At 71.7% G+C, this 26128-nt stretch carries 22 protein-coding genes; 5 read left to right on the top strand and 17 right to left on the bottom strand.

All coding sequences use genetic code 11. The features are described from left to right. Position 1 precedes the first annotated feature (1 nt). The 7 genes from AC08OJ_RS04135 to trpC form a co-directional block, all read right to left on the bottom strand. Entirely contained in the window at positions 2 to 616 is a 615-nt protein-coding gene (locus AC08OJ_RS04135; protein WP_476591933.1) for an adenylate kinase, read from the bottom strand. 152 nt (positions 617 to 768) lie between these two features. Continuing rightward, the gene (locus tag AC08OJ_RS04130) at positions 769 to 2211 is read right to left on the bottom strand and encodes a glutamate synthase subunit beta (RefSeq protein ID WP_476591932.1); all 1443 of its coding nucleotides are present in this window, start codon (positions 2209 to 2211) and stop codon (positions 769 to 771) included. Positions 2212 to 2270: 59 nt separating this feature from the next. Continuing rightward, positions 2271 to 6827, bottom strand: a complete 4557-nt coding sequence (gene gltB / locus AC08OJ_RS04125) for a glutamate synthase large subunit (protein ID WP_476595106.1) — start codon at positions 6825 to 6827, stop codon at positions 2271 to 2273. 263 nt (positions 6828 to 7090) lie between these two features. Beyond that, the gene (lgt, locus tag AC08OJ_RS04120; protein ID WP_476595105.1) at positions 7091 to 8290 is read right to left on the bottom strand and encodes a prolipoprotein diacylglyceryl transferase; all 1200 of its coding nucleotides are present in this window, start codon (positions 8288 to 8290) and stop codon (positions 7091 to 7093) included. Positions 8291 to 8446: 156 nt separating this feature from the next. Next, the gene (gene trpA, locus AC08OJ_RS04115) at positions 8447 to 9268 is read right to left on the bottom strand and encodes a tryptophan synthase subunit alpha (protein WP_476591929.1); all 822 of its coding nucleotides are present in this window, start codon (positions 9266 to 9268) and stop codon (positions 8447 to 8449) included. Between the two features lie 74 nt (positions 9269 to 9342). After that, positions 9343 to 10671 carry a tryptophan synthase subunit beta gene (gene trpB, locus AC08OJ_RS04110; RefSeq protein WP_476595104.1) on the bottom strand — a complete coding sequence of 443 codons (1329 nt, stop codon included), beginning with the start codon at positions 10669 to 10671 and terminating at the stop codon, positions 9343 to 9345. A gap of 54 nt (positions 10672 to 10725) precedes the next feature. Continuing rightward, positions 10726 to 11529 carry an indole-3-glycerol phosphate synthase TrpC gene (trpC, locus tag AC08OJ_RS04105; RefSeq protein ID WP_476591927.1) on the bottom strand — a complete coding sequence of 268 codons (804 nt, stop codon included), beginning with the start codon at positions 11527 to 11529 and terminating at the stop codon, positions 10726 to 10728. Positions 11530 to 12095: 566 nt separating this feature from the next. On the opposite strand from trpC, the gene AC08OJ_RS04100 reads away from it, so the two are divergent. Continuing rightward, on the top strand, positions 12096 to 12458 hold the full coding sequence (locus AC08OJ_RS04100; RefSeq protein ID WP_476595103.1) for a hypothetical protein: 363 nt from the start codon (positions 12096 to 12098) through the stop codon (positions 12456 to 12458). Here AC08OJ_RS04100 and AC08OJ_RS04095 read toward each other — a convergent pair whose 3' ends face one another. From AC08OJ_RS04095 to hisD, 10 genes are all read right to left on the bottom strand, one after another. Further along, positions 12459 to 13160, bottom strand: coding sequence for a Trp biosynthesis-associated membrane protein (locus AC08OJ_RS04095; protein ID WP_476595102.1), 702 nt, complete (start codon positions 13158 to 13160; stop codon positions 12459 to 12461). After that, positions 13157 to 14725: an anthranilate synthase component I gene (locus AC08OJ_RS04090; RefSeq protein WP_476591924.1), complete on the bottom strand. Its 1569-nt coding sequence runs from the start codon at positions 14723 to 14725 to the stop codon at positions 13157 to 13159. The genes AC08OJ_RS04095 and AC08OJ_RS04090 overlap by 4 nt, the downstream gene beginning before the upstream one ends. Beyond that, a complete protein-coding gene (gene hisI / locus AC08OJ_RS04085; protein ID WP_476591923.1) occupies positions 14722 to 15201 on the bottom strand; it encodes a phosphoribosyl-AMP cyclohydrolase in 480 nt (159 codons plus the stop codon). Before hisI ends, AC08OJ_RS04090 begins: the two co-directional genes overlap by 4 nt. After that, entirely contained in the window at positions 15198 to 15491 is a 294-nt protein-coding gene (locus AC08OJ_RS04080; RefSeq protein WP_476595101.1) for a hypothetical protein, read from the bottom strand. The genes hisI and AC08OJ_RS04080 overlap by 4 nt, the downstream gene beginning before the upstream one ends. Before the next feature lie 19 nt (positions 15492 to 15510). Continuing rightward, complete coding sequence (gene hisF, locus AC08OJ_RS04075) at positions 15511 to 16278, bottom strand: imidazole glycerol phosphate synthase subunit HisF (RefSeq protein ID WP_462203582.1); 768 nt, start codon at positions 16276 to 16278, stop codon at positions 15511 to 15513. 115 nt (positions 16279 to 16393) lie between these two features. Beyond that, a complete protein-coding gene (gene priA / locus AC08OJ_RS04070) occupies positions 16394 to 17140 on the bottom strand; it encodes a bifunctional 1-(5-phosphoribosyl)-5-((5-phosphoribosylamino)methylideneamino)imidazole-4-carboxamide isomerase/phosphoribosylanthranilate isomerase PriA (RefSeq protein WP_476591921.1) in 747 nt (248 codons plus the stop codon). 91 nt (positions 17141 to 17231) lie between these two features. Next, complete coding sequence (gene hisH, locus AC08OJ_RS04065) at positions 17232 to 17864, bottom strand: imidazole glycerol phosphate synthase subunit HisH (RefSeq protein ID WP_476591920.1); 633 nt, start codon at positions 17862 to 17864, stop codon at positions 17232 to 17234. Beyond that, positions 17861 to 18448: an imidazoleglycerol-phosphate dehydratase HisB gene (gene hisB, locus AC08OJ_RS04060; RefSeq protein WP_476591919.1), complete on the bottom strand. Its 588-nt coding sequence runs from the start codon at positions 18446 to 18448 to the stop codon at positions 17861 to 17863. Before hisB ends, hisH begins: the two co-directional genes overlap by 4 nt. Before the next feature lie 82 nt (positions 18449 to 18530). Beyond that, a complete protein-coding gene (locus tag AC08OJ_RS04055; RefSeq protein ID WP_476595100.1) occupies positions 18531 to 19724 on the bottom strand; it encodes a histidinol-phosphate transaminase in 1194 nt (397 codons plus the stop codon). Next, complete coding sequence (gene hisD / locus AC08OJ_RS04050; RefSeq protein WP_476595099.1) at positions 19721 to 21016, bottom strand: histidinol dehydrogenase; 1296 nt, start codon at positions 21014 to 21016, stop codon at positions 19721 to 19723. The genes AC08OJ_RS04055 and hisD overlap by 4 nt, the downstream gene beginning before the upstream one ends. A gap of 89 nt (positions 21017 to 21105) precedes the next feature. Between hisD and AC08OJ_RS04045 the strand changes: the two genes are divergently transcribed. From AC08OJ_RS04045 to AC08OJ_RS04030, 4 genes are all read left to right on the top strand, one after another. Continuing rightward, the gene (locus AC08OJ_RS04045) at positions 21106 to 23079 is read left to right on the top strand and encodes a bis-aminopropyl spermidine synthase family protein (RefSeq protein ID WP_476595098.1); all 1974 of its coding nucleotides are present in this window, start codon (positions 21106 to 21108) and stop codon (positions 23077 to 23079) included. Further along, positions 23018 to 23815, top strand: a complete 798-nt coding sequence (locus AC08OJ_RS04040; RefSeq protein ID WP_476591915.1) for a response regulator transcription factor — start codon at positions 23018 to 23020, stop codon at positions 23813 to 23815. The genes AC08OJ_RS04045 and AC08OJ_RS04040 overlap by 62 nt, the downstream gene beginning before the upstream one ends. A gap of 143 nt (positions 23816 to 23958) precedes the next feature. Further along, entirely contained in the window at positions 23959 to 25521 is a 1563-nt protein-coding gene (locus AC08OJ_RS04035; protein ID WP_476591914.1) for a sensor histidine kinase, read from the top strand. Positions 25522 to 25713: 192 nt separating this feature from the next. Next, a partial coding sequence (locus AC08OJ_RS04030) for an O-methyltransferase (protein ID WP_476595097.1) occupies positions 25714 to 26128 on the top strand: 415 nt, incomplete at its 3' end.

Raw genomic sequence — 26128 nt, 5'->3', positions numbered from 1 at the left:
CCTACCGGCAGACAGGCAGATCCGGCTGGGCCCGCAGAGCTGGATGGGCGACGTCCGCCAGCGTCTCCTCGATGCGGGCCGCGACCTCGTCCGGGCTGCCGGAACCGTCCACCGTGCGCAGCAGGCCACCCTGCCGGTAGTAGCGGCGCAGCGGTGCGGTCTCCTCCGCGAAGACCTTCAACCGGCGCCGGGCGGTGTCCTCCGCGTCGTCGACCCGGTCCTCGGTGCGGGACCGGCGCCGGATGCGGTCGAGCACCTCGTCGACGTCGACGTCCAGGTCGATGACCGCGTCGAGCGGGCCGCAGGTCGCCACGAGCATCCGGTCCAACGCCTCGGCCTGGGGGTAGGTCCGGGGGAACCCGTCGAACAGGAACCCCACCGCACAGTCGACGCCACTCTCGAGCCGGTCGGCGACGACGTCGAGCACGATCTCGTCGGGGACCAGCTCGCCCGCGCGGACGTAGCGCTCCGCGCGACGGCCCAGCGGCGTACCCGCGGCGATCTGCCGGTCGAACAGCCGGCCGGTCGAGATCGAGGGGATGCCGTGCCGGGCGCTGATGCGAGCGCCCTGGGTTCCCTTGCCGGAGCCAGGTGGACCGAGCAGCACGAGCCTCATGGCACTGAACGGTACCGCCGCAGGTCACCAGGCTGGTCGGCGAGTCCGGTCAATCGCCGCAGATCCGGCATGGAGCAAGACAGATCACATGAATCTTCGGCCAAAAAGTGCTCCGGTGTCCCGGCTGCACGCCGGGGCTGGCCGGCTCCCGGTCAGCGACGCGTCGGCGTGATGGGCTCGGGCAGGTCCGTCCTGCCCATCAGCCAGCGGTCGGTGGCGGCGGCGGCGGCACGTCCCTCGGCAATCGCCCAGACGATCAGTGACTGCCCGCGTCCCATGTCCCCGGCGACGAACACGCCGGGGACCGAGGAGGCCCACCCGGCGTCGCGCGCCACGTTGCCGCGCGCGTCCAGCTCCACCCCGAGATCGGTCAGCAGGCCGGGCCGTTCCGGGCCGGTGAACCCCATGGCGAGCAGCACCAGCTGGCAGGGCAGCTCGGTGTCGGTACCCTCGACCTTCTCGAACTTCCCGCCGACGAGGCGCACCTCGTGCAGGCGCAGCGCCCGCACGTTGCCATCCTCGTCACCGAGGAAGCGCTCGGTGGAGACGGCGAAGACCCGCTCGCCGCCTTCCTCGTGCGCGCTGGAGACCCGGTAGATGATCGGGTATGACGGCCACGGGTTGGCCGGGGCCCGCAGCTCCGGCGGCCGGGGCATGATCTCGAGCTGGTGCACGGAGAGCGCGCCCTGGCGGTGGGAGGTGCCCAGGCAGTCCGCGCCCGTGTCACCGCCGCCGATGATGACCACGTTCTTACCCTTGGCGGAGATGGGCGACTCGGGCAGATCCCCCTGCGCGACCCGGTTCGCGGGCACGAGGAACTCCATCGCGAGATGGATGCCACCCAGCTCCCGGCCGGGAACAGGCAGGTCCCGGCCGACCGTCGATCCCCCGGCGAGGACCGTCGCATCGTAGGAGGAACGCAGCTCGTCCACGGAGATGTCGAGGCCGACATTGCAGGACGTGATGAACGACGTGCCCTCGGCCGCCATCTGCGCGAGCCGGCGGTCCAGGACCCGCTTCTCCATCTTGAACTCGGGGATGCCGTAGCGGAGCAGGCCGCCGATTCGGTCGGCCCGTTCGTAGACCACGACCTCGTGGCCGGCCCGGGTAAGCTGCTGGGCGGCGGCGAGACCGGCCGGGCCGGAGCCCACGACCGCCACCCGCTTGCCGGTACGCAGCGACGGCGGGACCGGGACCACGGTGCCGTCGGCCCAGGCGCGGTCGATGATGCTGACCTCGACCTGCTTGATGGTCACCGGATCGTCGCCGATGCCGAGCACGCAGGCCGCCTCGCACGGCGCCGGGCACAGCCGCCCGGTGAACTCGGGGAAGTTGTTCGTCGCATGCAGCCGCTCGATGGCGTCCACCCAGTCGCCGCGCCGGGTCAGGTCGTTCCATTCCGGAATGATGTTCCCGAGCGGACAGCCCTCGTGGCAGAACGGGATGCCGCAGTCCATGCAGCGGCTGGCCTGCGTGCGCAGATGCTCCTCGGGGAACGACTCGTACACCTCGCGCCAGTCAGTGATCCTGACGTCCACGGGACGGCGCTTCGGCAGCTCCCTGCGGTGCTTGAGGAAGCCGGTCGGGTCAGCCATGCCGCTCCTGTCGGGTCCGCGCGATCGCGATGATGGTCGGGTCGTGCTTGGCGGCCCAGTCAGCCACGAGCCGCCGCCATGATGACCTCGTCGGCGACGAGCCCCTGCTCCTGCGCCTGCCGGATGGCGGTCAGCACCCGCTTGTAGTCCCGTGGCATCACCTTACGGAACGACCCGCGCACGGTGTCCCAGTCGGCGTACAGCCGGGCAGCCACCGTCGAACCGGTCTCCCGGCGGTGCCGGACGAGCAGGTCCCGCACGATCGTCTCGTCGGCGTCGCCCAGCGCCTCGACGTCCACCATCTCGGTGTTGATCCGCGCCTCGACCGGGTCGTACAGGTAGGCCACGCCGCCGCTCATGCCCGCGGCGAAGTTGCGCCCGATGGCCCCGAGTACCAGCACGGTACCGCCGGTCATGTACTCGCAGCCGTGGTCGCCGACCCCCTCGACCACCGCGGTCGCCCCGGAGTTGCGCACGCAGAACCGCTCGCCGACGATCCCGCGGAAGAACGCCTCGCCGCCCGTCGCTCCGTAGAGCAGGACGTTACCGGCGACGATGTTCTCCTCGGCCCGCAGCGGGGACTCCTTCGGCGGGAAGACGAAGATCTTGCCGCCGGAGAGGCCCTTGCCGGCGTAGTCATTCGCGTCGCCCTCGAGGGTCAGCGTCATGCCGCGGGGCGCGAAGGCGCCGAAGCTCTGCCCCGCGGAGCCGGTGAACCGCAGCTGGATCGTGTCGTCGGGCAGCCCCGCCGCGCCGAAGCGCTTCGTCACCTCGTAGCCGAGCATGGTGCCCACGGTTCGGTTGACGTTGCGGATCGGCATCTCCAGCCAGACCGGCCGGCCGTCGTCGAGCGCCCCCTCGCACAGCTGGATCAGCGAGTTGTCCAGCGCCTTGTCCAACCCGTGGTCCTGGCTGGACGTGCAGTTCAGCGAGCCGCCGAAGGGCCGCTCCGGGGTGTGCAGCAACGGGGTGATGTCGAGGCCGGAGGCCTTCCAGTGGTCGACGGCGGCGCGGGCGTCGAGCAGGTCGACCCGGCCGACCGCCTCCTGCAGGCTGCGGAAGCCCAGCGCGGCGAGGTAGGTGCGCACCTCCTCGGCGATGAAGGTGAAGAAGGCCTCGACGAACTCGGGCCTGCCGGTGAACCGCCTGCGCAGTTCCGGGTTCTGGGTCGCCACACCGACCGGACAGGTGTCGAGATGGCAGACGCGCATCATCACGCAGCCGGCAACCACCAGCGGGGCGGTGGCGAAACCGAACTCCTCGGCCCCCAGCAGCGCCCCGACGATGACGTCGCGGCCGGTCTTCAGCTGCCCGTCGACCTGCACGACGATGCGGTCGCGCAGGCCGTTGAGCAGCAGCGTCTGCTGGGTCTCGGCCAGCCCCAGCTCCCACGGGGCACCCGCGTGCTTCAGCGAGGTCAGCGGCGAGGCGCCCGTCCCGCCGTCGTGCCCGGAGATCAGCACCACGTCGGCGTGCGCCTTGGAGACCCCGGCGGCGACCGTGCCGACGCCGACCTCGGCGACCAGCTTGACGTGCACCCGGGCCTTGGGGTTGGCGTTCTTCAGGTCGTGGATGAGCTGGGCGAGGTCCTCGATCGAGTAGATGTCATGGTGCGGCGGCGGGGAGATGAGCCCGACACCGGGCGTCGAGTGCCGCGTCTTCGCGATCCACGGGTAGACCTTGTGGCCAGGAAGCTGCCCCCCCTCGCCGGGCTTCGCCCCCTGGGCCATCTTGATCTGGATGTCGTCGGCGTTGGCGAGGTACTCGCTGGTCACCCCGAACCGGCCGCTGGCGACCTGCTTGACCGCGGAGCGGCGCAGGTCCCCGTTCGCGTCCGGCGTGAACCGCTCCGCGTCCTCGCCGCCCTCGCCGGTGTTCGACTTCCCGCCGAGCCGGTTCATGGCGATAGCCAGCGTCTCGTGCGCCTCGGCGCTGATCGAGCCGTAGGACATGGCGCCGGTCGCGAACCGCTTGACGATCTCCGAGGCCGGCTCGACCTCCTCGATCGGCACCGGCGTGCGCACCCCGGTACGCAGCTCGAACAGACCCCGCAGCGTCGCGTTCTCCCGGGACAGGCCGTCGACCCGGGCGGTGTACTTCTGGAAGGTCTCGTACTGCCGGGTGCGGGTGGCGTGCTGGAGCAGGAAGACGGTCTCCGGGTTGAACAGGTGCAGCTCACCCTCGCGGCGCCACTGGTACTCGCCGCCGACCTCCAGCGTGCGGTGCGCGTGCTCGGAAGCGATCGGCGGATAGGCCCGCCGGTGCCGCGCGGCCACCTCCGCCGCGATGACGTCGAGCCCGACGCCGTCGAGGCGCGACGGGGTACCCGCGAAATAGGCGTCGATCAGTTCCTGGGACAGCCCGATTGCCTCGAAGACCTGGGCGCCGGTGTAGCTCGCCACCGTCGAGATGCCCATCTTGGACATCACCTTCAGCACGCCTTTGCCGAGTGCCTTGATCATGTTCTTCTCGGCCTGCTCCCGGGACACCCCGACGATCTCGCCCTCGGCGATGAGGCTGTCGATCGACTCGAATGCCAGGTACGGGTTGACTGCCGCGGCGCCGTAGCCGGTGAGCAGTGCGATGTGGTGCACCTCGCGGGCGTCGCCGCACTCGACGATGAGGCCGACCTTCGTCCTGGTCCGCTCCCGGATCAGGTGGTGGTGCACGGCGGCGGTCAGCAGCAGCGACGGGATCGGGGCCTTGCGCGTGTCGGAGTCCCGGTCGGAGAGCACGACGATGCGGGCACCGTCGGCGATGGCCTCGCTGACCCCGGCGCAGATCTCCGCCAGCCGGGCGGCGAGCGCCGCGTCGCCCCCGTCGACGTCATACAGACCACGGACCGTCACCGAGGCGAAGCCGGGCATGTCACCGTCGTCATTGATACCGATGATCTTCGAAAGTTGGCTGCTGCTGATCACCGGATAGGGCAGGTGCACCATCCGGCAGGACGCCGGGGACGGCGCGAGCAGGTTGCCCTCCGGGCCGAGCACCCGGCCCAGGCTCGTCACCAGCTCCTCGCGGATCGCGTCCAGCGGCGGGTTGGTGACCTGCGCGAACAACTGGGTGAAGTAGTCGAACAGCAGCCGGGGACGGCTGGAGAGCACCGCCACCGGCGTGTCGGTGCCCATCGAGCCGATCGGCTCCGCGCCCGTGCGCGCCATCGGCGCGACGAGCACGCGCAGCTCCTCCAGCGTGTAGCCGAACACCTGCTGGCGACGCAGCACCGAGGAGTGCCCATAGAGGAGCTGCTCCCGCTCGGGCAGGTCGTCCAGCTCGATCAGACCGGCGTGCAGCCACTCCGCGTACGGCGCCGCGTTCGCGAGCTCGGACTTGATCTCCTCGTCGCTGACGATGCGCCCCTCGGCGGTGTCCACCAGGAACATCCGCCCCGGCTGGAGCCGGCCCTTCTGCACCACCTTGTGCGGCGGGATGTCGAGCACGCCCACCTCGGAGGCCATCACGACCAGGCCGTCGTCGGTGACCCAGTACCGCGACGGCCGCAGTCCGTTACGGTCGAGCACCGCCCCGATGACCGTCCCGTCGGTGAACGCGATGGAGGCCGGGCCGTCCCACGGCTCCATCAGCGTGGAGTGGAACTGGTAGAAGGCGCGCAGCGCCGAGTCCATCTCGGTGTGGTTCTCCCACGCTTCGGGGATCATCATCAGCACCGCGTGCGGAAGGCTGCGACCACCCAGGTACAGCAGTTCCAGGACCTCGTCGAAGCTCGTCGAGTCGCTCGCCCCGTCCGCGCAGATGGGAAATAGCCGGGAGAGGTCACCGGGGATCAGGTCGCTGGCGAGCAGCGCCTCGCGGGCCCGCATCCAGTTCCGGTTCCCGCGGACGGTGTTGATCTCCCCGTTGTGGGCGACGAACCGGTACGGGTGCGCCAGCGGCCAGCTCGGGAAGGTGTTCGTGGAGAACCGGCTGTGCACCAGCGCGATGGCACTGGCGAACCGGGGGTCGTCGAGGTCCGGGAAGTAGGCCGAGAGCTGGTGGGTGGTGAGCATCCCCTTGTAGACCAGGGTCCGTGACGACAGCGACGCCAGGTAGACGCCGGTCTCCCGGCGGATCCGCTTGCGGGCGCAGAACGCCCGGCGTTCGAGGTCGGCCTGGTCGAACCCGTCTCCCGCGCCGCCCTCAACCGGACCGGCGGCGGGCAGACTGCCGGGCAATGCGAGGAACAGCTGCCGCATCCGCGGCTCAACCTCGTGGGCCGCGTGCCCGACGATGTGGCTGACGACCGGCACCTCACGCCAGCCGAGGACCCGCAGCCCCTCCTGGCGGACGATGCGGCTGATGGTGCGCACGGCGTCGTCCCGCTCCCCCGAGACCTGCGGCAGGCAGGCGATCCCGACGGCGTAACGCCCCGGGGCGGGCAGCGCGAAGTCGACGACGTCACGCAGGAACAGATCGGGGACCTGCACCAGGATGCCGGCTCCGTCGCCGGTGTCCGGGTCGCTGCCCGAGGCACCCCGGTGGTCGAGGTTACGCAGCACGGTCAGGCCCTGCTCGACCAGCTCGTGACTGCGCCTGCCGTGTACATCGACGACGAAGCCGACGCCACAGGCGTCGTGTTCGAAGGTGGGGTCGTAAAGACCTTGCGCACTCGGCATCCGGCGAAGTCCTGTCCATCTTCAGGGGCTGAAGGGGGTGCGGACGACGCTGTCCGAGTGGTGTGACGGCACGGCGGCGCTGGCCCGGCGCCCCGTGTCTCTACCGAGTGTGCCACGCGACCCGCTCATGCGCCGTGATCAAATATGTCCAGGAAATCACCGCCAGATGACGTCATACCTCCCCACCCGGCCTCGGTCACTACGAGTAGGGGAAGGCCGACGGTCCGGCCGACGCCCGGGGCCCCGCCGGAGACGGCGTCTCATCAGGGCGTCTGCGGCTCCTCCGGCGGAACGGCCGACGTGTGCCCACCGCTCGCCGGCAATCTCGTTGCCAGGCCGCGGCTCTGCTGCTGCGAACCAGCCGGTACGGCAGTGGCGGCAGTGGCGGCAGTGGTGGCGGTCGGCCCGGAGTCGTCGGGCACCGCGGCGGCGGGTACCGACCCGGCGGAACCGGGATCGGCCGGATCGGGATCGGCCGGATCGGGATCGGCCGGATCGGGACCGGCCGGATCGGGATCGGCCGGATCGGGACCGGCCGAGTCGAGAGCGGCCAGATCGGGACCGGCCGCTCGCTGGTCGGCGGCACCGGCACCGGCGGTCGTCACCGTGGACCGCGTCGCGGGCCGGGAACGGGCGATCCCGAGGGCCTCCTGCTCCTCCCTGGACAGATTCGGGTCCACGGGACGGCGGGTGACCGCCAGCGCCAGCAACGCCCCCAGACAGACGACGATCGAGGTCCAGACGTTGACCCGCAGCCCGAGGATCTGGTTCGCCGTGTCGATGCGCAGCATCTCGATCCACAACCGGCCGAACGTGTAGAGCGCGACGTAGAGGTAGAACAGCTTGCCGCGGCTGAGCCGGTGCCGTCGATCGACGACCAACAGGATCCCGGCCACCACCAGGTTCCACAGGAACTCGTAGAGGAAGGTCGGCTGGTAGGTGGACACACCGGGGATGATCTGGTGCTTCTCGTCGATGCGCACCGCCCAGGGCAGGGTGCTCGCCTTGCCGTACAGCTCCTGGTTGAACCAGTTGCCCCAGCGTCCGATCGCCTGGGCGAGGATGATGCCCGGCGCCGCGGCGTCGCCGAACAGGGCGAGGCTGATGCCGTAGCGCCGGGTCGCCAGCCACGCGCCGAACGCCCCGCCCGCGATGGCGCCCCAGATACCCAGCCCGCCGTTCCAGATCTTGATGACGTCCAGCACGTTGCCGTCCCGGCCGAAGTAGGCGTCCGGGGTGCTGACCACGTGGTAGACACGGGCGCCGACGATGCCGAACGGGACGGCCCAGTAGGCGACCTCGCTGGCCACCATGGGATCCATGCCGCGGGCGCGCAGCCTTCTTCCCGTCACGAATACGGCGACGAAGATGCTAATAATGATCATCAGGGCGTAGGCGCGCAGCGGCACCGGCCCGAGATACACCACGCCACGCGATGGGCTGGGAATAGCGGCAAGAACCACGGTTGCCAGGCTATCTCGTGGACCCGTCCATCACGCGCGGGGTAGTCCGGCCACGTGTCGCACAGCCACGTGTCCCACTCGGTGCGCAGCGGGGTGGTATAGGCGGCGATAGATGTGGGCGACAGCTGTGACGGCTGGGCCGGGACGGCCGGGAGTTCACGCCGGGACGGGAGCGCGCACCCCTCCGGCGAGTTCCGCGGCGAGCCGACGGATTCCGGCGAGGCCCGCTGAGGCGCCGGCTCCGGAACGTTCCGCCTCGAGCAGGACCTTCACCAGCGCGGAGCCGACGATCACACCGTCGGCGAAGCCCGCGACCTCGGCGGCCTGCGCCGCGGTGCTCACCCCGAGCCCCACCGCCACCGGGAGCTCGGTGGCGGCCCGCACCCGGGCGACCAGATCGGCCGCCCGCTCGCCGACCGCCGCCCGGGTCCCGGTGACACCCATCAGCGAGGCGGCGTAGACAAAGCCGCGCGCGACGCCGGCGACCAGCCGGAGGCGGGTGTCCGAGGAGCTGGGAGCGACGAGGAACACCGGGGCCAGGCCGTGCGCGGCGCACGCGTCGAGCCAGGGCCCGGCCTCTTCGGGCGGCAGGTCCGGAGTGATCGCCCCGGCGCCCCCGGCAGCGGCGAGATCGGCCGCGAACGCGGCCGCGTCGTAGCGGTCGATCGGGTTCCAGTAGGACATGACCAGAGTCGGGGCCCCCGTCGCGGCGACGGCCTCGACGGTGCGGATCACGTCCTGCGTCGTGACCCCGCCGCGCAGGGCCGCATCCGCCGCATCCTGGATCACCGGACCGTCCATGGTGGGGTCGGAGTAGGGCAGGCCGACCTCGACGACGTCGACTCCCGCCGCCACCATGGCCCGCATGGCCTCGATCGCCCCGTCCACCGTCGGGAATCCCGCGGGCAGATAGCCGACCAGCACCGACCGCCCCTCCTCGCGGGCCGCCGCGAACACTGCGTCCAACCGACTCTGCACCGTGCGTCCGTTCCGTCGGGCCCGAGGGCCGATGTGTCCTGTCTTTGGTTGCGCCGGTCCCGAGGCAGGGTCCCTCAGGGTCCTCCCTCAGGCCGGCCCCTGCCGGCATCGGCCTCGTCTAGGAGGTCGAACCAGCGGGCGGCGGTGTCGACGTCCTTGTCCCCCCGACCGGAGCAGTTGACGACGACGACCGCGCCCGGACCGAGCTCCCGGGCGACGTCGAGGGCACCCGCGAAGGCGTGCGCGCTCTCGATCGCGACCAGGATGCCCTCGGTACGGGCCACCAGCGCGAGCGCCTCCATCGCGGCGGTGTCGTCCACGACCCGATAGCTCGCCCGACCAGTCTCGTGCAGCAGGGCATGTTCGGGGCCGATGCCGGGGTAGTCCAGACCCGCCGAGATCGAGTGGGAGACCTGGGTCTGCCCGAACTCGTCCTGCAGCAGGAACGTCCGCATGCCGTGCAGCACGCCCGCGGAACCGCCGGCGATCGCCGCGGCGTGCCGACCGGTGGTGACCCCGTCCCCCCCGGCCTCGCAGCCGATCAGCGCGACCTCGACGTCGGGGATGAACGGGTGGAAGATGCCCATCGCGTTCGAGCCGCCACCGACGCAGGCGACGACGGCGTCGGGCAGCCGGCCGACACGGTCGAGCACCTGGGCGCGGGCCTCGATCCCGATGATCCGCTGGAAATCGCGGACCAGCATCGGGAACGGGTGCGGGCCCATCACCGACCCGATGCAGTAGTGGGTCGTGCCAACGGTGGCCACCCAGTCGCGCATGGCCTCGTTGATGGCGTCCTTCAACGTTCGGCTGCCGGACGTGACCGCGACGACCTCGGCGCCGAGCAGGCGCATCCGGGCGACGTTGAGGGCCTGCCGGCGGGTGTCCTCCTCGCCCATGTAGACGACGCAGTCCAGGCCGAGCAGGGCGCAGGCGGTGGCCGTGGCAACACCGTGCTGACCGGCTCCGGTCTCGGCGATGACCCGGGTCTTGCCCATCCGCCGGGTCAGCAGGCACTGCCCGAGGACATTATTGATCTTGTGGGAACCGGTGTGCGCGAGGTCCTCACGCTTGAGCAGGATGCGGGCACCGCCAACGTGCGCGGTGAGCCGGTGGGTGTCGGTGAGCGGAGTGGGCCGGCCCGCGTAGCTCGCCAGCAGCTCGTCCAGTTCCGCGGTGAAGCCGGGATCCACCCTGGCCGCCGCGTAGGCCGCGGTGAGCTCGTCCAGCGCTGCCATGAGGGCCTCGGGGACAAAGCGACCACCGAAACGCCCGAAGTGCCCCGAGGAGTCGGGGAACGCCTGCCAGCTCGACGCGTCCAGACGGGCCGGACCGGAGCTCGACGGCGTCCCGGTTCCGGCGGCCGCGGGGCGAACTGACTCGGCAGCGGTTCGGATGGTCACGGTGCGACTGTATAGGGCCGAGCCCCGGCTACCGGGGCACGGGCGCCGACGGCCTCAGCGCCCGATCCGGGCCGCCGGGTGCGCGCCGGCCGCCACCAGATCGGCGACCGTCTGACGGGGATCGCCGGTGACGGCCGCCTCGCCGACCAGTACCACGTCCGCCCCCGCGGCGGCGTAGGCGAGCAGATCGTGCGGCCCCCGGATGCCGGACTCGGCGACCGCGAGCACTCCCGGGGGCACCATCGGCACGAGCCGGGCGAAGGTGCTCCGATCGATCTTCAGCGTGTGCAGGTCGCGGGCGTTCACCCCGACCAGTCGGGCGCCGGCGTCCATCGCCCGCACCATCTCCGCCTCGTCGTGCACCTCGACCAGCGCCGTCATGCCCAGGGACTCGATCCGCTCGTGCAGGCCGACGAGTCGCGGCTGGTCCAGCGCCGCGACGATGAGCAGGACGATGTCCGCCCCGTGCGCCCGGGCCTCGAAGACCTGGTAGGGCGACACGATGAAGTCCTTGCGCAGCAGCGGGACGTCCACCGCGCGACGCACGGCATCGAGGTCGGCCAGGGAGCCGCCGAAGCGCCGTTGCTCGGTCAGGACACTCACCGCGGCGGCGCCCGCCGCCTCGTACTCGGTGGCGAGGGCAGCGGGGTCGGTGATGGCCGCCAGCTCCCCCTTCGAGGGGGAACGGCGCTTCACCTCGGCAATCACCGAGACCCGGGAGTCCCGGAAGACGGCTAGCGCGTCCTTCGGGTCGGGAACGCGTTCCACCCGCCGCTTGAGATCTGCCAGAGAGGTCTGTTGCTCGCGGGCGGCAAGATCGATCCCGACCCCGTCGAGGATCTCGGCGAGAACGCTCATCGCCCCGCGCTCGCGACTGTCGCGGTCATGCCGCCGATGGTAGGCCAGGCAGGCACGGTGAGCCCGGCACCCCCACATGCGGCTACGATCCATAACTCCACATAGTTGAGTTTCCCGTGAGGAATCGGGTAGCGACCCGAACACACCCATCTTCACGGAGACTGCACCGTCAGCCACTTCGGATCCGCCTACACCGATCAGCTACGATCTGCAATCGATCTTGCGTCGTGAGCCCGTTGACAGAGTGACGCGACGAGTCCGGTGAACCACCGTGCGCAGAGGCACAACCGGGTTACCACCTCGGTCGCCGGGCAACGGCATCACGAGATCCGGGCGGCCGCACGACAGGTTCTCGGGATCGGCGGCAGGTTCTCGGGATCGGCGGCCGCGGCGCGCACGCTCGGGACCGCCGCGCCTTCGCCGACCGGAAACACGCATGGCACGCCGCACATGTCCTCGAACGGACCGGACCCTCGAACGGACCGAATCCTCGGGCGGACCCGGGCAGCGCCCCAGGGACGGCGTGGCGGGCTGGCGTCGATCGCCGGCACCCCCTATAGTCGAACATGAGTTCGATATCAAGGGATACCAAGGAGAGTTCCGATGGACATCTGCCGCATCTCGCCCCCCTCAGCGCCGCCCGGGTGCCCGCGGCGCGCGACGCCCCAGGCGCGCACCCGCGGCCCCGCCTCGAGCCCGAGCTCGCCGAGCAGCTCGACGAGCTGTCCCGCTGCCTGATCCGGATGGACGCCGTCATGATGATGCTCGAAGCCGACCTGGACCGCCGGGCACTGGCTCTCGCGGAGCTGGTCGACCCGTTTCCCGACCTCCCACCCGCGGACTTGGCGCCCGCCGACCCGCTGGCCGGTGGCGCTCCCGGTTCCGGCTGGCCGGCCCGCCGGGCCGGGCGCCGCGGAGACGCCAGGTGATCAGGTCGGGTCGTGGCCCCGCTCGATCGCGTCCCAGGCGTCGGCCGGAGTGGCATCGCGGGCCTGGTAGCGGCCGGACATCGCGGGCCATGACCGGCCGCGCAGGACGACGAGGGCGCCGACGAGGATGAGCAGCAGCCCGCCCGCGAACGACAGCCAGGGAGCGATCGTCTGGCTGACGTCATCGATCCGCGCCTGGCCACCGGGCACGAGCTGGCGGACCTGATCGGTCTCGCGCAGCGTCGGGAGTGGATCCCAGCCGATGCGTCCGGCCACGTAGGCGATGCCGACCCCGGCGGCCGCGATGAGCACACCGATGACCGGCCGCCCGAGGCGCCGGGTGGCCACGATCGCCACGGCCGCGGTAAGCCCGATCAGGGCGAGAGCGGTCGCCGGCGAGGCAAGCGCCCCGCCGGTCCAGTGCACGGCGAGTGGCGCCGCGACGGCGCCGCCGTCCGCCCCACCGCGGGGCACGCTCACCCGGGCGGACACCCAGGTCGCACCGCCCGACACGAGCACGACGCCGGCACCGAGCAGACATCCCAACACCGCGAGGGTGCGTTCCCGGTGGCCGCGTCGCATCGCCTCGGCCGCGTGCACATCGCCCCCGGGAGGGTGGCCCGGCGAAGGCGGCTCCGCGGTGCCGGCCCGGTCGCGCGGGGAGGATGGGCGCCCCGCGGAGGGGGACCCCGCGGCCGTCATGACGGCGGTCGCAACGACTCGGCGACCTCGACGGCGCGCAGGACGGCGGCGGCCTTCGCGCGGCTTTCCAGATCCTCGGTGTCGGGATCGGAATCCGCGACGATGCCGGCTCCGGCCTGGACATAGGCCATGTCGTCGCGCATCACCGTGGTACGGATCGCGATCGCGGTGTCCAGATCACCGCCGAAGTCCAGGTAGCCGACCACGCCCCCGTACAGGCCCCGCCGAGTCGGCTCCAGCTCGTCGATGACCTCCATCGCCCGCACCTTGGGCGCCCCCGAGAGCGTCCCCGCCGGAAACGTCGCTGCCAGCACGTCCACGGCGCTGCGGTCCGGGGCCACCTCACCGATCACCGTGGAGACGATGTGCATGATGTGCGAGAACCGTTCGATGGCCGCGAACTCGACGACCCGGACCGAACCGGGATTGCAGACCCGCCCGAGGTCGTTGCGGACCAGGTCGACCAGCATCACGTGCTCGGAGCGTTCCTTCGGGTCCGCGAGAAGCTCCGCCGCAAGCTCGGCGTCCTGTTCGGGAGTGGCTCCCCGGGGCCGGCTGCCCGCGATGGGATGCAGCAACGCCCGGCGGCCGGTGACCTTGACGTGCGCCTCCGGGGAGGATCCGACGACGTCGTGGTCGGCGAAGCGCAGCAGGTACATATAGGGACTTGGATTCGAGGTCCGCAGCACCCGGTAGACGTCGAGCGCATCCGCGGTCGTCCGCCGTTCGAAGCGCTGCGAGACGACGATCTGGAAGCACTCGCCGGCGCGGATCTCCTCGATGGCCCGCTCGACCGCGGTCTGGAAGGCACCGGGAGGCGTGGCGGAGACGAAGTCGCCGACCCCCGCAGCGGTGCCCGCCGTGGTCGCCACGGTCGGCTCGTTCCACTTCGCGAGATCGCTGGTCATGGCCTCCAGCCGGGCCACCGCGTCGTCGTAGGCGGCGTCCAGGTCGATCCCGGCCGGGTGTGCGGCGGTGTCTGCATCCCCACCGGTGGCGCCTGCGTCACCGGCACCACTCCCGCAGCCGGTGAAGACGTTGGCCACCAGCAGGCAGGAACCGTCCCGATGGTCCAGCACGGCGAGATCGGTGGTGAGCAGCATACGCAGCTCGGGAAGGCCGAGGTCGTCGATGGCGTGCGCGGGGAGCCGCTCGATGCGACGCACGATGTCGTAGCCGAGATAGCCGACCAGGCCACCCATGAGCGGAGGGGCCTGTGGGCTGTTCGAGGCCTGCAGAGTGCTCTCCACCGCGCGCAGGATGTCGAGCGGGTCACCGTCGACCGGCACCCCGGGAGGCGGCGCACCGTCCACCCACACCGCCTGCCCGTCGCGCTCGGTCAGCGTCGCCGCGGCCCGCACACCGATGAACGAATATCGCGACCACATCCCGCCGTGCTCCGCCGATTCCAGCAGGAACGTCCCGGAGCCGCCGGCGAGCTTGCGGTAGACGCCGACGGGTGTCTCCCCGTCGGCAAGCAGCCGGCGGGTGACGGCGACGACCGGATGCGCCGCCGCCGCGGCCCGGAACTCCTCCCGGCTGGGGATAATCTGCCCGGTCGTCATCGGTCCGCGCCGGCCTTGTCCGCGCCGGCCTTGCTCGCGCTGACGGGGTCACCGGCGGCACCGGAAACGCTGGCGGCACCGGAGAGGTCGCGGGGCCGGGCAGTATCCGTGGCCTCGGCGGTCGCCGTGGGCAGAAGATCGTCGTCGAAGCAGGTCCGCGTGCCCGTGTGGCAAGCCGGGCCCACCTGGTCCACCCGGACGAGGACGGTGTCCCCGTCGCAGTCGAGCGCGACCGACCGCACCCATTGCCGGTGCCCGCTGGTCTCCCCCTTGACCCAGTACTCCGCGCGGCTGCGGCTCCAGTACGTGGCCCGGCCCGTGGTGAGGGTCCGGTGCAGCGCCTCGTCGTCCATCCACCCGAGCATCAGCACCTCGCCGGTGTCGTACTGCTGGGCGACGGCGGGGAACAGGCCCGCGTCGTCGCGGCGCAGCCTACGGGCGATGGCGGGATCCAGAGCAGAAGGGCGAACGGTCACCCCACTATTCTGCTCGCGCTGCTCGCGCCCGGCGCCGCAGCAATGCCGGCATCGGCCGACGGGCCGCCCGCCGGTCCCGTCCCGACCCCCGCCGCCCAGGACCGGTGCAGGCGCTGGTACACGCCGCGCATCGCGATCAGATCCCGGTGCGGACCGCGCTGGACGATCCGCCCAGCGCCCACGACGACGACGGTCGAGGCGCCGGCGCGTTGCCGCAGCCCGGCGAGGATCGCCGCCTCCATCCGGGGATCGGCGCTCGTGGTGGCGACGGTGAGGACGAACAGCCGCACGCTTGGACACAGTTACCCTCTATCGGCGCACAGGTACGCCCGCGCCCCGCAGCGCCGTCTTCACCTCGCCGATGCGCAGCTGCCCGAAGTGGAACACGCTCGCCGCGAGCACCGCGTCCGCGCCCGCGCCGATCGCTGGCACGAAGTGGGCCAGGTCGCCGGCCCCGCCGCTGGCGATCACCGGGACGTCGACCTCGGCACGCACCGCAGAGATCATCTCCAGGTCGTAGCCGTCCCGTGTGCCGTCGGCGTCCATCGAGTTGAGCAGGATCTCCCCGGCGCCGAGCTCAACCACCCGCACCGTCCAGGCCACCGCGTCGATGCCGGTGCCCTTGCGGCCGCCGTGCGTCGTGACCTCGAAGCGCGGGCCGCCGGGACCGGGTGAGCGCCGGGCGTCCACCGAGATGACGATGCACTGGTTACCGAACCGATGGGCGCACTCGCGCACCAACTCGGGCCGGGCCACCGCCGCCGTGTTGATGCCGACCTTGTCGGCCCCCGCCCGCAGCAGGCGGTTCACGTCGTCGACCGAGCGAACCCCGCCACCCACGGTCAGCGGGATGAACACCTGTTCGGCGGTTCGCCGCACGATGTCGTAGGTGGTCTCCCGATCGCCGCTAGACGCGGTGATGTCGAGGAACGTCAGCTCGTCGGCACCCTCGGCGTCGTAGAGGCGCGCCATCTCGACCGGGTCGCCGGCATCGCGCAGGTCCGTGAAGTTCACGCCCTTCACGACCCGGCCGGCGTCGACGTCGAGGCAGGGAATCACCCGGACCGCGACGCTCATCGACCCACCGCACCCGCACACCCGTTCCCTTGCCTATCCAGAGGGATTTTTCGGGCACAGAACCCTCTGGACAGGCAAGGAAGCCGGCGGGAAGACCAGCGCCGGCGGGGAGCCGTCACGGGGTCACGGCCTTCCCCGCGTTCCCAGCGTTCCCGGCGACGGCCAGGGCCTCGGGCAGCGTGAAGGCGCCGGCGTAGAGCGCCTTGCCGATGATCGCGCCCTCCACTCCGGGCACCGCGGCGATCGCGGTGAGGTCGTCGAGCGTGGCCACGCCGCCGCTGGCGACCACCGGCCGGCTGGTGGCCGCGGTCACGGAGCGCAGGAGCTCGACGTTCGGCCCGGTGAGCGTGCCGTCCCGGCGCACGTCCGTCACCACGTACCGGGCGCAGCCATCGGCGTCGAGGCGGGCGAGCACATCGAACAGCTCTCCGCCGTCCCGCGTCCAGCCCCGGGCCGACAGCGTGGTCCCCCGGACATCGAGACCGACCGCGATACGGTCGCCGACCCGGTCGATGGCCCGGCGGACCCAGGCGGGATCCTCGAGCGCGGCCGTACCGATGTTGACCCGGGCCGCGCCGGTGGCCAGCGCCGCGTCGAGCGAGGCGTCGTCGCGGATGCCGCCGGAGAGCTCGACGGCCACGCCCACCGCGCCTACCACCTCGGCGATGAGCTCCCGATTCGACCCCCGGCCGAAGGCAGCGTCGAGATCGACCAGGTGGATCCACTCGGCGCCGTCGCGCTGCCAGGTCAGCGCCGCTTCCCGCGGGTCGCCGTACGAGGTCTCGGAACCGGCCTCACCCTGGACAAGTCGAACGGCCCTGCCGTCGGCCACGTCCACGGCGGGCAGCAGAGTAAGCGTCACATCGGCCACCCTACGGTCCAGCGGGGCGCTGGAGCCGCTCTATTACGGGACATCCGCCCTCGCGTTCACGCTCACCCAGGACAGGGCTCACTCAGGACAGGCTGCCGAGCCAGTTCGCCAGCAGGTGCGCCCCGGCATCCCCGGACTTCTCCGGGTGGAACTGGGTCGCGGCGAGCGCACCCCGCTCGACGGCGGCGGCAAACGGCTCGCCGTGCTCCCCCACGGTGTCCCCGGCGGCCGGATCGGCCTTCGCCGCATACGAGTGGACAAAGTAGAACCGTGTGTCCGCGGGCAGCCCGGAGAACAGGATCGATCCGGCGGGCGGCGCCACAGTGTTCCAGCCCATGTGCGGCAGGATATCGGCGGCGAGCCGGCGGACCTCGCCAGGGATCACACCGAGCCCGGCCGTCCGCACCCCGTGCTCGTCACCGAGCTCGTACAGCACCTGCATCCCGACGCAGATCCCGAGCACGGGCCGTCCCGCCGCTACCCGCTCCCGCGCCACGGGCGCGGCGCCCACGGCGCCGATGCCTGCCATACAGGCCGCATAGGCGCCCACGCCCGGTACGACCAGGCCCGCGGCGCCGCGGGCCACGTCAAGATCCGCGGTCACCGTCACGTCGGCGCCGACTCGGGCGAGCGCGCGCTCGGCCGACCGCAGGTTTCCCGAGCCGTAGTCCAGGACGACTACCCGGGGACGCCTGCCGGGTCCGTCTCCGGTCACAGCACACCTTTCGTGGAGGGTATCCCGGCGACGCGGGCGTCGAGCGCCACCGCGTCGCGCAGGGCCCGCGCGACCGCCTTGAACTGGGCCTCGACCACGTGATGGGCGTTGCGGCCGGACAGCACCCGCACGTGCAGCGCGATCCGGGCGGACGCGGTGATCGACTCGAAGATGTGCCGGGTCAGCGTCGTGTCGTAAGTTCCGATCATCCCGACGAGATCCGGTTCGGCGTGCACGCAGTACGGCCGGCCGGACAGGTCGACGGCGGCCTGGGCGAGCGCCTCGTCCAGCGGGACGGTGGCATCCCCGAACCGGCGGATACCCGCCTTGTCGCCGAGCGCCTCGCGCAGGGCGGACCCGAAGGCGATCGAGGTGTCCTCGACGGTGTGGTGGGCGTCGATGTGCAGATCCCCCCGGGTACGCACGGTGAGGTCGAACCCGCCGTGCTTGCCGAGCTGGGACAGCATGTGGTCGAAGAACGGGACGCCGGTGTCCGACGAGGAGATTCCCGTCCCATCGAGGTCGAGCTCGACCAGGACGTCCGACTCCAACGTCTTGCGTTCGATTCGCGCGGTGCGTGCCATCGGGGGCTTCCTCGGTCTCTGTAGGTCTCAAGCCGTGCCAGGGGCTCAGGCCGTTCCAGGGCGCTCAGGCCGTGCCAGGGGCTCAGGCGGTAGCGAGGCTGATGACACCGTCCGCGCCGATGACGCTGCCGGTGAGGGTTCTGCCCAGCGCCCCGAGAAACGCGTCCACCTCGTTCGGCAGCCCGGCGGTGACCCGCAGCCAGCCGGTCAGACCGACGTCGCGGACCAGCACCCCCGCGTCCAACAGGCTCTGCCACACCGCCCGCTGATCAGCGAACCGGCCGAAGAACACGAAGTTGGCATCGCTCGGAGCCAGCCGCAGACCGAGCGCCGGCAGCTCCCGGACGATGCGGTCGCGCTGGGCCTTGACCGCCTCCACCGTGCCGAGCAGCTCGTCGGCATGCGCGAGCGCCGTGCGCGCGACGGCCTGGGTGAAGCTCGACAGATGGTAAGGCAGCCGCACCAGGTGCAGCGCGCCCACCACGGCGGGGTGCGCTGCGAGATAGCCCACCCGGGCACCGGCCAGCGCGAACGCCTTGCTCATCGTCCGGGTGACGACGAGCCGCGGATGACGGGGCAGCAGCGTCAGCGTGCTGGGCACGCCGGCCCGCCGGAACTCGGCGTAGGCCTCGTCGACGATGACCATACCGCTGCCGGTGGCCTCCACCGCCTCACAGGCGGCGACGACGACCTCGGGCGGCAGGGCCGTGCCCGTCGGATTGTTCGGCGAGCAGAGGAAGACCAGGGCAGGTCGGTGCCGGGCGATCGCGTCGGTGACCGCGGCCGGGGAGAGCGTGAAGTCCTCCGCCCGCTCCCCGGCCACCCACTCGGTGGCGGTGGCCAGCGCGATGAGGCGGTGCATCGAGTAGGACGGCTCGAACCCGAGCGCCACCCGACCGGGCCCGCCGAACGCCTGGAGGAGCTGCTGGAAGATCTCGTTGGAGCCGTTGGCGGCCCAGACCTGGCTGGTGTGCACGCCGAAGCCGGCATCGGGTGTCAGGTAGTAGGCGAGGTCGGCACGCAGCGCCTCGGCGTCCCGGTCGGGATAGCGGTTCGCCTCGGTGGCGACGAGGGCCGCGGCCTTGCCGAGGGCGTCGACCAGCCCGGCCGACGGCGGGTGCGGGTTCTCGTTGGTGTTGAGCCGCACCGGCACGTCGAGCTGCGGAGCGCCGTAGGGCGAGAGCCCGCGCAGGCTGTCGCGCAGCGGCAGGCCGTCGGCGTCCCACGGGCGCCACGGCCGGTCCTCGACACCGCTCCCGGCCGCTTTGAATGTCATCGGAGTCGAACCTCCACCGCGTCGACGTGAGCTGTGAGGTCCTCTGCCCCGCCGAGCGCGGCGATACGCGGGGCGACGGCGGCGAGCCCCTCCCGCGTGCACTCGACCATCTGGACCTGACGTTGGAAGGTGGTGACCGCCAGACCGCCGGAATGCCGGGCGGTGCCGCCGGTGGGCAGGACGTGGTTGGACCCGGCGAGGTAGTCGCCGAGCGGGACGGGAGCGTAGTCGCCAACGAAGACCGCTCCGGCGTGGCGCACCCGGGCGGCGACCGCGGCGGCGCCCGTGGTGTGGATCTCCAGGTGCTCGGCGGCCCAGCCGTCCGCCACCGCGAGACCCGCGTCAACGTCCGCGACGAGCGCGACCGCCCCCTGGCCGGCGAGCGACTCCGCCACCCGCTCCCGGTGGCGGGTGGCGGGCACCTGCTTGCCGAGCTCGACGTCGACCCCGTCGGCGAGCTCCACCGACGGAGTGATCAGCAGGCAGGCGGCCATCGGGTCGTGCTCGGCCTGGGCGATGAGGTCGGCGGCGACGAAGGCCGGATCCGCGGTGGCGTCGGCGAGGATCGCGACCTCGGTCGGGCCCGCCTCGGCGTCCACCCCGACAACCCCGCGCAGCAGGCGCTTGGCCGCCGTGACGTAAACGTTGCCGGGCCCGGTGATCACATCGACCGGCGGGCAGCTCGCGGTCCCGTAGGCGGCCATCGCCACGGCCTGGGCTCCGCCGGCCGCGTAGACCTCCTCGACACCGAGCAACGCGCAGGCGGCGAGGACCACCGGGTGCGGCAGCCCGCCGTTGTCCTTCTGCGGCGGGGAGAAGACCGCGAGCGAGCCGACCCCGGCCTCCTGAGCGGGCACGACGTTCATCACGACGCTGCTGGGGTAAGCGACCCGCCCGCCCGGCACGTACAGGCCGACCCGCTCCACCGGCACCCATCGCTGCGTCACCGTGGTACCGGGCGCGACCTCGATCGCCACCGGCTCCCGCAGCTGCGCACGGTGCACCAGCCGGGTCCGGCGGATCGCCTCGGTCAGCGCGTCGTGCACGGCCGGATCCAGGGCATCCGCGGCGGCGGCGAGAACCTGGGCGGGCACCCGCAGGCTCGGCGGGCGGACCCCGTCGAACCGCTCCGCGGCGGCGAGGACGGCCGCGTCGCCACGGTCCCGCACGTCCGCACAAACCGGCCGGACCGCATCGACAGCGACGTCGACGTCGACCGCGGCCCGCGGCAGTAGCCGCCGGATCTCGGCTGCGGCAGGCACCGCGCCACGCAGATCAAGCCTTCTGAGCACGGTATACCTTCTGAGCACGGTATAGAGATTAGCTGGCCTCGGCGGGACCGGTAGAATCGCAGGTCCGCCGGAGGTGCAAGGCTGGTTGCGTGTCCCCTCTACATCCCCTGTCAGGGCCGGATCACCCGGGCCGGGCGCCGGGTGATCCGGCCGAATCCGGCGAGTCGTTGGCGATCCTGCTGGCGGGCTACCGGGTGCATGCCCGGGCGCCTCGCGCGGCGGTGGCGGCGCTGACCGAGCAGCCACGCACCCTGCGCCAGCTGGTCCAGAGTTCGGGCCTGCCCCGGCGGAGCATGGAGGAGATCCTCGCCAGCCTCGGCGACGATCTGCGGACCGGCCCCGACGGGCGTCACGTGCTGCGCCCGGCGTCGATCGACCGCTACCGCGGCCTGATCCGTTATGACGAGCTGAACGGGCAGACCCCACTCGATCCCCTCGCCACCGTGATCGCCCGCCACGGCCCGCTGGTCACGACCATGCATGATCTCATCGCTGCCGCGCCCCGACCACGGGCCGACCTCGATCACGTGCCCGCGACAGCGACGACCGTCGTGCGCCGGGCCGGCTGGCTGCAGACGCGTTACGACCTGCGCGGCGCGCATCTGCTGTGCATAGGTGATCATGATCTCACCTCGCTGGCTGCGGTCTCGCTGATTGACGGGCTCACCGTGACCGTCGTCGACATCGACGACGAGCTGCTCGCCTACCTGGACAGCTCGGCCCGGTCGTTGGGCGTCCGGCTGCGGTGCCTCTACGCCGACCTGCGCTTCGGCCTGCCGCCGGCGGTGGTGGGCACGGCCGATCTGGCGTTCACCGATCCGCCCTACACCCCGGAGGGCGTGGCGTTGTTCACCGGGCGCGGTGCGCAGGGTCTCGCGGACCGCGAGCATGGTCGCGTCCTGCTGGCCTACGGGTTCAGCGACCGGGTACCGACGCTGGGTTGGAAGGTGCAGCGGGCGCTGATCGATCAGGGCTTCGTGTTCGAGGCCATCTGGCCAGGCTTCCACGTCTACGAGGGCGCGGAGGCGGTGGGTGCCAGAGCCGACATGTACGTCTGCCAGCCGACCCCGACCACCTGGAAGCAGCTGGACCGCTCGGCCACGGCGGCCACAACCGCGACGGCCGCCATCTACACCCGGGGCCGGCAGTCCACGCAGAGCCGGCCGACGCGCCTGACCGCCCCGGTCCTCGACGCGGTGGCCGCCTTCCTCGCCACCGGACCGGCGGGCCGCGCCGTGTTCGTTGGCGAGCGGCGGGAGGTCGACGCGGTCCACGTGCGTCTCGCGACCGTGTTCGACCGGGGGCTGCCCGCGTTCGCCTCGACCGGGCCCGGCGCCTCGACCGAGGACGGAACGGTCAGCGTGGCCACCGACCTGTCGGACGATCCGGGCCCCTGGCTGACCAGGCTCCTCCTGGCGGTCAACGCGGACCGGCTCGCCGTCGTCGTCTCTTCCGATCACCCCGATCTGGGCGTCCGCCGCCGGCGGGCCCAGGGTGACCCGCTGCGGCAGCTGCGGGCGAAGTGGACCGCCACCCCCGCCCGGGATCTCGGGGACCTGCGGCTCGTGACGTTCACGGCCGTCGACCCGGCGGCGCTCGGCTCCGCCGACCGGCTCGCCCGGTGGCTGCTGGACCGCCCGCACGGCAAGATCGGCAACGTCTGGCGGGACGGGCTCATCCGGATCGTCCGGGAGGATTCGGGGCGCACGCTCTCCCAGCGCGATGCCCGGGCCGCCGTGACCCGGGTCGCGCGCGATCCCGACCTGCTAGCCGCCCGGCTGATCGATCTTCCCCGGCACGCCCTCGAGGGAATCCTCGCCGCGCTGTCGTCCGGCGACACGCTGCCGGCCGAGCCGGTGAGACCGGGCTGGATCCGGCAAAATGGGCAGACGTTGCGGAAACGAGTAGATACTGACGGAATCGGAGCTGGCGACGGCGGAATCGCGGTGGCACCCGCGGGGCCGGCGGCCGGACGCGCCCAGTGCCGCCTACTGTCATGCTATGGCGACGCCTGCAGGCAACGGCTCTCGAGCACACGGAGCGGACCTGCAGCGGTATCCTGACCCCCTCGGCGCCCGGGTACTGGTAGTCGAGGACGACGATGGCCTCGGTACCCAGCTCGTGCGCGGTCTGGACCGTGCCGGCTACACCGCCGACCGGGTGCGGACCGGGGAGGCCGCGCTCGTCCGGGTCGACGGCGTGTCCCCGCCCGACCTTGTGCTCCTGGACCTGGGACTGCCCGACATCGACGGCGCGGAGGTGTGCCGGCGCATCCGCGAGCGCGGGGACACCCCCGTGATCGTGGTGACGGCTCGGGGGGACGAGGCGGACCGGGTCGAGGCCCTGGACCTCGGTTCCGACGACTACCTGGTCAAACCATTCGGATTCGCCGAACTGCTGGCCCGGATACGGGCGGTGCGGCGGCGCGCCGTCCGGGCCACCGGTGAGGGCTCCGACGTGGTCCGGCACGGGCCGCTCGTCCTCGACCGGCGCAGCCGGCGGATCTCCGTCGACGGCCGTCCGGTCCAGGTGACGGCGCGGGAGTACGATTTGCTGGCCTTCCTGGCCCGCGATCCCGGCCGGGTCCGGACCCGACGGGAGATCTTCACCGCCGTCTGGGGCGACTGGTTCGGCTCATCGAAAGTCCTCGACGTACACATCGGCGCGATCCGCCGCAAGCTCGGGATTCCCGAACTGATCGAGACGGTGTACGGGGTCGGCTTCCGCCTGGGCAGGCCACCGACGCCCGACGCCGATCCGATCCCCGGTGACCAGGGCGCGCCACCCCTCGGCCGATGACCCGGTGCCTCCGATGACCCGGCGCATCCTGGCCGCTCAGCTCGCGCTCACGACGGCGCTGCTCGTCGGCCTGTGCGTCCCGATGGGGCTCCGACGCCACCCGCCACGACCAGGCGCTGTTCAGCCTGCGGCTCACGGCCGCGATGCAGGCCTACTGTGCCGAGGTGAAGTGGCGGCGGCTGTCCGCCGGCGCGGCCCCGCTGCCCGCCGCCGTACGCGACAGTGCGGCCGTGCCACCGGACGAGCTCCGGCTGTTCGACCCGAACGGTACGCCCGTGGCCGACACCGGGGACGACATCCCGATCATGGCCTGGGATCTGGATCGGGCCCGCCGGGAGAACGTGGTCATCAACCCGAACGCGGCCAATCGACACCGGATGATCATTATTGCTCCGGTGTCCAACGCGCAGGGTCTGGTCGGCATCCTGGCCGTCGCGCGCAGCGATGTCGGGCTGCGCGCCTCGATCATCCACCGGTGGACGATGATCGCCCTCGCGGGCGTCCTGGTCGCACTGGCCGCATTGGGGATCTCGATCCTGCTGGCCCGCTGGGTGGGCCGGCCGCTGCTCCAGCTCGAGCAGGCGGCGACCGAACTCGGTGCCGGCGATCTCACGATCCGGGCCAGAGCCGTCGGTGGGCCGCCCGAGGCACGCAAACTTGCCACGACGTTCGACGCGATGGCGGGACGGCTCCAGTTACTGGTCGACAGCCAGCGCCGGTTCCTCGCCGACGTCTCCCACCAGATCCGCACCCCGCTGACGGCGATGCGCCTGCGCTTGGAGCTGCTGCAACAGGACGTGGACGCGGACACCGCCGACGAGGTCGCGGGCACCCTGGTCGAGGTGCACCGGCTCTCCCGGATGGTCGACGGGCTGCTGGCGGTCTCCCGGGCCGAGCATGCACCGATCCCGACCCAGCCGATCCCCCTCGCGGTCGTCGCCGAGGAACGATGCCTGATCTGGCGACCGGTCGCAGCCGCCGCCGGAGTGACACTGACCTGCGACGTCGACGCGGACCAAGTCGTCCAGTGCACCCCGGGGCACCTGGAGCAGATCCTCGACAATCTCCTCAGCAACGCGCTGGAGGCCACCCCGTCCGGCGGCCGGGTCAGCGTCGCGTCCGGGACGAACCCACCGGCCCAGCCACGCCCGGTGGGCGCCGGGGGCACCGCGGAGGCGGGCCTCGGGACGGGGAGCACCGCGGACGAGATGGACGAGATGGACGTCACCGGGCCGCAGAGCACCAGGATGGCGGGAAGCAGGACGGCGGGAGGCATGGCGCGGCTCACGGTCGCCGACAGCGGGCGCGGCCTGAGCGCCGAGCAGCGGGCCGCCGCCTTCCGCCGGTTCAGCTCCAACCTCAATGCCGACCAGCGATGCGACAACCAGCGATGCGCCGACCAGCTGAGGAGAGGTGCCCGGCCGGGCCGATCGGCGCGGGAACGGCCTCGGGCTCGCCATCGTGCATGCCCTGGCGACCGCCGACGGCGGGACGGTCACTCTGGCCGAGAGTGCCAGCCGGGGTCTGTGCGTCGTCCTCGACCTGCCCCGGACACCTCCAGACCGACGGCCGCCCGGCCGGCACCCGCGCAGAGATTCGTGGACGCGGCGGGCGGCACCCGCATCGTGGCCGCGCCGGGCTCCGGGGCGCGGGCGGCCCGGGCCCTCGGCGGACATCGGCAACCATCCACGAACTACTGGAAGTAGTGGATTACGTCACGACGGATCACGCCATGGCCGACGACAGGCCGTGGCGACCGGGCAACGGCTCCACCAGACTCCCGATTCACTAGATGATCTTTACTGGTTCTTTCCGAGCCGAGGAGCGGTCCGTAACCGCAATGCGTCCCGGGCCGGTTATTTTCGAACCGAGCCACCAGGGATGGAGTTCCACTGATCATGGTAAAAAGTCCGGCACAGAAGCTTCGTGACGTCGCGGCAACCGGCGTCAGCACGCTTCGCCGCGAAGGCGCAAAAAATGGCAAAAGATTGAAATCATCCTATCTGGCCGATCCGATCCACAGCTATCTGACGGAGCACAGCTCACCCCCGGATCCGATCCTCGACGAACTCTCCGCCGTGACGGCGGCGCTCCCCGAGGCGGAGATGCAGGTACCGGCCGAGCAGGGGACGTTCCTGACCATCCTGACGGCCTCGATCGCCCCGCGCCGCGCGGTCGAGATCGGTACCTTCACCGGCTATTCCGCGCTGTGCATCGCCCGGGGCCTGCCCGCCGACGGCCGACTTCTCTGCCTGGACATCAGCACGGAATGGACCTCGGTCGCCCGCCGGTACTGGGCTCGTCCCAATGCCG

It is taken from the genome of Frankia sp. CgKIO3, from assembly GCF_977946435.1.
Note: the sequence above shows the minus strand (reverse complement) of the source record. Positions and strands in the feature narration are given on the sequence as shown.

Excerpts from the sequence above, each read along its gene's own strand:
- hisB (WP_476591919.1), bottom strand. The coding sequence starts at position 18,448 with ATGGCACGCACCGCGCGAATCGAACGCAAGACGTTGGAGTCGGACGTC.
- AC08OJ_RS04095 (WP_476595102.1), bottom strand. The coding sequence starts at position 13,160 with ATGACGGCCGCGGGGTCCCCCTCCGCGGGGCGCCCATCCTCCCCGCGC.
- AC08OJ_RS04100 (WP_476595103.1), top strand. The coding sequence starts at position 12,096 with ATGAGTTCGATATCAAGGGATACCAAGGAGAGTTCCGATGGACATCTG.
- trpC (WP_476591927.1), bottom strand. The coding sequence starts at position 11,529 with ATGAGCGTTCTCGCCGAGATCCTCGACGGGGTCGGGATCGATCTTGCC.
- gltB (WP_476595106.1), bottom strand. The coding sequence starts at position 6,827 with ATGCCGAGTGCGCAAGGTCTTTACGACCCCACCTTCGAACACGACGCC.
- AC08OJ_RS04130 (WP_476591932.1), bottom strand. The coding sequence starts at position 2,211 with ATGGCTGACCCGACCGGCTTCCTCAAGCACCGCAGGGAGCTGCCGAAG.
- AC08OJ_RS04055 (WP_476595100.1), bottom strand. The coding sequence starts at position 19,724 with ATGACATTCAAAGCGGCCGGGAGCGGTGTCGAGGACCGGCCGTGGCGC.
- AC08OJ_RS04135 (WP_476591933.1), bottom strand. The coding sequence starts at position 616 with ATGAGGCTCGTGCTGCTCGGTCCACCTGGCTCCGGCAAGGGAACCCAG.
- AC08OJ_RS04035 (WP_476591914.1), top strand. The coding sequence starts at position 23,959 with ATGCAGGCCTACTGTGCCGAGGTGAAGTGGCGGCGGCTGTCCGCCGGC.
- hisF (WP_462203582.1), bottom strand. The coding sequence starts at position 16,278 with ATGAGCGTCGCGGTCCGGGTGATTCCCTGCCTCGACGTCGACGCCGGC.
- AC08OJ_RS04090 (WP_476591924.1), bottom strand. The coding sequence starts at position 14,725 with ATGACGACCGGGCAGATTATCCCCAGCCGGGAGGAGTTCCGGGCCGCG.
- AC08OJ_RS04040 (WP_476591915.1), top strand. The coding sequence starts at position 23,018 with ATGGCGACGCCTGCAGGCAACGGCTCTCGAGCACACGGAGCGGACCTG.